The 6,195-nt window shown below is 39.5% G+C and carries 4 protein-coding genes; 1 reads left to right on the top strand and 3 read right to left on the bottom strand.

All coding sequences use genetic code 11. The features are described 5' to 3' along the window. Positions 1-413: 413 nt before the first annotated feature. The 3 genes from H5090_RS09345 to uvrD form a co-directional block, all read right to left on the bottom strand. On the bottom strand, positions 414-1,262 hold the full coding sequence (locus tag H5090_RS09345) for a chemotaxis protein (protein WP_182695537.1): 849 nt from the start codon (positions 1,260-1,262) through the stop codon (positions 414-416). A gap of 103 nt (positions 1,263-1,365) precedes the next feature. Continuing rightward, positions 1,366-3,435: a GNAT family N-acetyltransferase gene (locus H5090_RS09340; RefSeq protein WP_182695536.1), complete on the bottom strand. Its 2,070-nt coding sequence runs from the start codon at positions 3,433-3,435 to the stop codon at positions 1,366-1,368. Continuing rightward, positions 3,413-5,578, bottom strand: a complete 2,166-nt coding sequence (gene uvrD, locus H5090_RS09335; protein ID WP_002963007.1) for a DNA helicase II — start codon at positions 5,576-5,578, stop codon at positions 3,413-3,415. The genes H5090_RS09340 and uvrD overlap by 23 nt, the downstream gene beginning before the upstream one ends. Before the next feature lie 303 nt (positions 5,579-5,881). Here uvrD and H5090_RS09330 point away from each other — a divergent pair, with 303 nt between their 5' ends. Continuing rightward, entirely contained in the window at positions 5,882-6,106 is a 225-nt protein-coding gene (locus H5090_RS09330; protein WP_002963009.1) for a hypothetical protein, read from the top strand. Positions 6,107-6,195: the final 89 nt, after the last annotated feature.

The raw sequence follows: 6,195 nt of genomic DNA, 5'->3' as shown, positions 1-6,195 counted from the left end.
AAACGAAACAGCGCCGATGATAGTGTAGCATTTGCTATGTGAAAGTAGGACATTACCAGGCTTCAAATTGTAGAAAGCCCGAATCTAACGATTCGGGCTTTTTTACGTCTGCAGAAAAGTGAAATTCGCGCAATTAATACACACTCATATCGCGACACAAAGATAGTGTAGCATTTCACTGTGGCTCTCCACCGCCGTGGGCACTACGACATTCTACTGCGTAGCGCACAGACCTCAAATTGTAGAGAGCCTGACTAGAAATAGTCGGGCTTTTTTACATCTTCAGAAAAGTGAAATATGGGGAGTAACGGACATTACATACTCGATTCTTCTCTAATTCATCTAAATGTACAAGTTGAGCGGAATAGCTCATTATTCCAGTACTAAAGTTAATAACCAAATTTAAAGGCTATTTAAAATAGTCCATAAGCTTGGGTTTCTTCACTTTCAGATTCTTCTAGTTGAGCTGGTTTAAATATTACGCTTGGATCAATTAATACACTATGCTTTTGGGGGAGCTTGATTAATCCTAGCATCATATTTTTAGTTTGTGGGTCTAGATCAAAACCAACCTCAGTGAGCTTATCCAGTGGCTTTATGTCTTCTTCTTTATAGTCGATATTATCTTCAACCTTATCTACTAATAAACCAACATGTGGATTTAGTCCGTCTTTGGTGGTGAAAACAATAATAGGTTTATAGTCTAAGGTTATTTGCTCTTTAGCGGATTCAAATAAACGCTCAAGCTGAATTAGACTACTGCGCTTAATTTTGTCGAGCAGAGCTGATGTGTGTTTATCATCACTTCGATTATGGGCTGCTATGGCTGCTTTCGCTGTTTCTAGTAATGATTGGAAGGGCTCGTCAAGCCGAGACATTGTTAATTTTAAGTCTTCATTGTCGGTGTTGAATTCTTTGTAAAACAAAACAAAATCTTGTAGTTCTGCGTCATTATTTGAAATAGAAGCCGAGCTATTTAATAAGTTACTTTGAAGGGTATTAAACCAGTTTAATAGTTTGTCTTGCCATATTCTTAGTTGTTTTAGTACATGCGCATTACTTTGTTCAGTTGAGATATTATTTAAAATAATACCTAAATCAAAAACAGGTGTTGGTATATCCATATAATCTTTAACACCAATAAAGCTTTTATTATTGTTTGGTAAAGTTGTTAGATTATTGTCAAAGCGCTCAGTTAATAAAATATCGAGTATTTTTAGCGAAATTGTTTTGCAGCCCACTTTAAAGTTTATTAATTCCATGCCTTTATCTTAATTTACCTATTAATGCTTTAAGGATAGAACAAATTAAATAAATAGCTTAAAGATGGATAAAATTTAACAGAGATAGGGCAACTAGAAATTATTAGATGGTGCTAGTGAGGTTTTTTATGGCACGTTTAAATTGATTCTCAAGCTGCTTTTTTCCTAATAAACCTAAGTGTTGAATCACTTTTTCATTACTTTCATTTTGAAGTACTAACTTTATTAACAGTTGTTTATCAGACTCTGTTAATTGAGATATACAAGAAGGTGACTGGCTCAGTAACTGCCAAAGAGTTGCAGAGATACTAAATTGAGTGAAGTTACTTTTAGTGAGCAGCGCTAGTCGCTCGTGAGTCTCTAGGCTTATTAACTCGTCGCTAAATTCTTCAATTAGGATATTCACGAGTTGCCAATCTAGTGTTTTAAAGTGTGTTAAAAGCCCATAAAAAAAATCGTTTTTAAACTGCTTTTTCAAAGGTTGAATAATTGTACTTTTGTCACTTAAGCATTTAACCACAAGCGCCGAATGTTCAGCGGTGCTTTTATCGCGTTGATAACCTAATTTTACAGTATCAAACCCTAGATTTTGCCAAAAATTAAGTAACTGCGCTGTTGCCCCAAAGCTTGCGCCAAGCCAACTACATTGGCTTTTTACCTGCGATTCGCAAAAACTAAGTAGCTTTTTACCAAGTCCTATATTGTGGGAACTCGGATCAATCGCTATTCGTACAACGCGAGCGCTCAGTTGCGTTAAACAGTCATTATTAAAGCTAAGCTGTGAGAGTGCTTGCGCCATTAAATGCCCTTGCGGACGGCGCTCTCCACTTATAATCTGTAGGGCAAGTTCTTCACTCAAACCACCTTCTATGGCGATTAAGCATACGCCAACTAATTGATTATTAATTTTGCTAATAAATAGTCTTTGCGATGGTGCGTCTAGTAGTTGGCGTAAGTCGTTGACACTACTTTGATAGTGAGCCAGTGCAAGTAGGGCAATAACTTGCTGCAGTAAAGGCTCATTGTTTACAAGGGATTGCTGAGTTATTTCGCTATGTACTGGCTGCTCTAATTCATTACTACTTAACTCTATATATTGTGCATCGAGTGCTAGTAGTGTGCGAATGTGTTGCTCAAGAGGATCGTGTTTAGCAAAGCGCAGTGGCTCATCAAGTGTTACAACTTTAGAGGCTTTATAGTGTGCTTTAATATAGTTACTAAAGCGAATGGTATAACCCCTACCATTGCCTTCATACCCAACCAGAGTGCTTGCAAATACTATACGAGGGTAATGAGCTAGCATTAGTAGTAATAACGGAACAGGGATTGCTGCAGCTTCATCAACGAGTAGTAAATCGCACTCAGGTAGTGTGTTTAATAACGCGTCAGGTGCAACGTAGTGCAAGTTGGCGAGCTGTTTATGTTCAGCGTTGTATTGAAGGCTTAACTCTTGGGCTAAATGTTTAAAGCTGCTATGGGTCGCTTTAAACTGAGTGCTGCAAATAATTACTTTTTTATCAGTTAGTTTTGCCGCGGCTAAGCCAAGTGCTGCCGACTTACCTCTGCCTCTATCAGCATTAATGAGTAAAGGCCTGTTTGCACGACCGTTGGCTACTTTTACTATTTGATCAACGCAGTTTTGCTGTGGCTGATAATCAATTTTATTATGAGCTACATAGCTGGCGTTATTACTAATACAGCCACTTTTTTCACTCAAATGAAAAGCGGGTAACGGTTTAATAATAGTCGCGAAACGTTGATTAAATATGCTGTAGTCAATGCTCTGACCGTGTGATTGCACTGTACTTAATGCGGGATCTTGCCAAGAGGCTAAATCATCTAGTTCAGGCAGTAATAAAAACAGTATACCGCCTGCTTTAACGGTGCCGGCAAGTGCTGCAAGTTTATCAGGGTGCAAACCACTAAAACCATCGTAAACAGCATGAGCAAATTCTTGCCCTAAAATTTGGTGAGTGCGAGTAGGCCAGTACGAATTTTTAATCGCGCACCGCTTTGATACAACAAGTGTATTGTCGTTATTTATTAATGAGTTAAGTATTTCATAACACCAAGCTGGGCTGCCCGTAATCAACACTAGCTGACGATGATACGCGCCAGCTAATTGTTGCTCTAACTCATTTAGGTGTGCTTTATACCGCTTGTAATCGTGCATAGGCCGTTACTAACCATTTACTACCAAGGTCGTCAAAGTTAACTTGTACGCGAGATTGCGCGCCACTGCCTTCGTAATTAAGTACGGTACCAATACCAAACTTAGCATGCAAAACTCGTTGTCCTAAGTTAAAGCCACTGTCTTCAAATGCGGCATGGCTAACTGATGCGCTAAAACGCCCAGCGGCAGGTGGGCGAGAAACCTGTGTTTTAATACGGATTTCTTCTACGCAGTCTTCAGGGATTTCGCGTAAAAAGCGAGATGGGCTATGGTATTTTTCTTGCCCGTATAAACGGCGACTCTCAGCATGGCTAATATATAACTTATCCATTGCTCGTGTCATGCCTACATAACAAAGGCGGCGCTCTTCTTCTAAGCGACCCGACTCTTCGTTGCTTTGCTGAGAAGGGAACATGCCTTCTTCTACGCCTACCATAAACACTAGCGGAAACTCTAAGCCTTTAGCTGAGTGAAGCGTCATCATTTGTACGGCGTCTTCGTGTTCTTCTGCTTGTCCTTCACCTGACTCAAGTGACGTATGGGCTAAAAAGCCTTGTAAAGGTGAGCTGTACTCTTCGTCTTCAGGCAGCTCATACTGATCACAAGCGCTAATTAGCTCTTCTAAGTTTTCTACGCGAGCACGGCCTTTTTCACCTTTTTCGGCTTGGTACATTGCCATCAAGCCTGAGGTTTGAATTGTGTACTTGGCTTGCTCATGCAAAGTTAGATCGCTAATTTTATCTTCTATTTGTTCAACGAGTTCTACAAACTTACTTACTGCACCAGAAGCACGACCAGATAAATGCTGTTGTTCTACAATTGCTTTTGCGGCATACCAAAGCGGTAACGATTCTGCTCGTGCACAATCGCGTATATGGCTCAATGTTTTATCGCCAATACCGCGTGCTGGCGTATTAATTACACGCTCAAACGCGGCATCGTCTTGACGATTACCTACTAGGCGTAAGTACGACAACGCATCTTTAATTTCTTGTCGTTCGAAGAATCGCATACCCCCATAAATACGGTATTTTAAGCCTTCTTGCAGCATAGCCTCCTCGAGTACACGAGATTGCGCGTTACTACGGTATAAAATTGCGGCATCTTGCAGGGCATTACCTGCATTTAACCAGCTTCGTAGTTTGCTACTTACAAAGCGTGCTTCGTCTAACTCATTAAATGCCGCATAAATAGAAATTGGCTCGCCGTCGTTACCGTCGGTCCACAAGCTTTTACCCATACGCTCTGAGTTATTTTGAATTAATGCATTAGACGCTTTCAAAATAGTTGCTGTTGAACGGTAGTTTTGTTCAAGACGAATGGTTTCTGCGCTAAAGTCAGTTAAAAATCGTTTAATATTTTCGATTTTAGCACCGCGCCAACCGTAAATACTTTGGTCATCGTCGCCTACAATCATGATACTGCTTGTATCGCCTGCAAGTAACTTTAACCAAGCATATTGAATGGTATTTGTATCTTGGAACTCGTCTACGAGCATATGTGCAAAGCGTTGCTGATAATGACGCAGTAACGTTGGGTTATTTTTTAACACTTCGTAGCTGCGTAGTAATATTTCGGCAAAATCTACTAGGCCTGCTCTATCACAGGCCTCTTGGTAGGCGGCGTAAACACGCAGCATCATTTGCTCGTTAATATCGTATGCTTGAATATCTTTAGGGCGAAGTGCTTCATCTTTTTTAGCGCTGATGTACCAGCCAAATTGTTTGGCGGGCCATTTTTTATCATCGATATTCATCGATTTTAATAAGCGCTTGATCATCCGAAGTTGATCGTCAGAGTCTAAAATTTGAAAGGCTTCTGGTAAGTTAGCTTCACGGTGATGAGCACGTAAAATACGATGCGACAAACCATGGAACGTACCAATCCACATACCACCTACAGGGGCTTTTAGTGTTTCTTCAACGCGGCTGCGCATTTCTTTAGCCGCTTTATTAGTAAAGGTTACGGCAAAAATACTGTAAGCAGATGCTTGCTCAACTTGCATAAGCCACGCAATGCGATGAACTAACACTCGTGTTTTACCAGACCCAGCACCTGCTAATACCAGCATGTTTTGTAGTGGGGCTGCAACGGCATCGCGTTGTTTGTCATTTAAGCCATCGAGTAATTGTGAAACGTCCATCGTTACGCCTTTTTAATCAATATTGTGGGCAGTATAACAGGTGTTTTTGTTAGGCTAAATAAAATACTGTTTTTATAAACAGCTATTTATAAAATAGCCTTAAAAACGAGTAACTTGATAATTTTTTGAACAAACAAAAAAGCGTAAAAGCATAACAAAAATTGCTAATTTGACCTAAAGTTAGCAAAATTTACTAACTCTCTAAATCTAGACTAATTTAACTATTTGATTTGTAAGCTTTAATAAATTGGCATAGAGTGTGTAAGTAAATAATTATAAAATCAAATAAATACAGAGGTTAGTATGGCAGATCAAGGTTCTGGCGGTAACGTAATCGCAGCATTATGTAATATATTTTTTCCTGGTTTAGGGCAGTTAGTGCAAGGGCGTATTTTAGCGGCTATATTTTTTGCACTCGCTATTATAATAAGTTACGCACTAATTTATGTGCTTGTAGGTTTTGTACTAGTGCCTATTATTTACTTATGGTCGATTATTGACGCAGCGCGTTATAGATCGCGAAGTTAACTGCTTTAAAGTTGAATAAAATAGCGCCCTTGTGGCGCTATTTTACTTTATATGTCCTGTGGTTTGCGGGCGTTTACGTATATAATTAC

Origin of the sequence: Pseudoalteromonas sp. SR43-5 (genome assembly GCF_014163835.1) — a bacterium.
Taxonomy (GTDB): Bacteria; Pseudomonadota; Gammaproteobacteria; order Enterobacterales; family Alteromonadaceae; genus Pseudoalteromonas; species Pseudoalteromonas distincta.
This window is presented reverse-complemented; position numbering and strand designations above follow the sequence as displayed.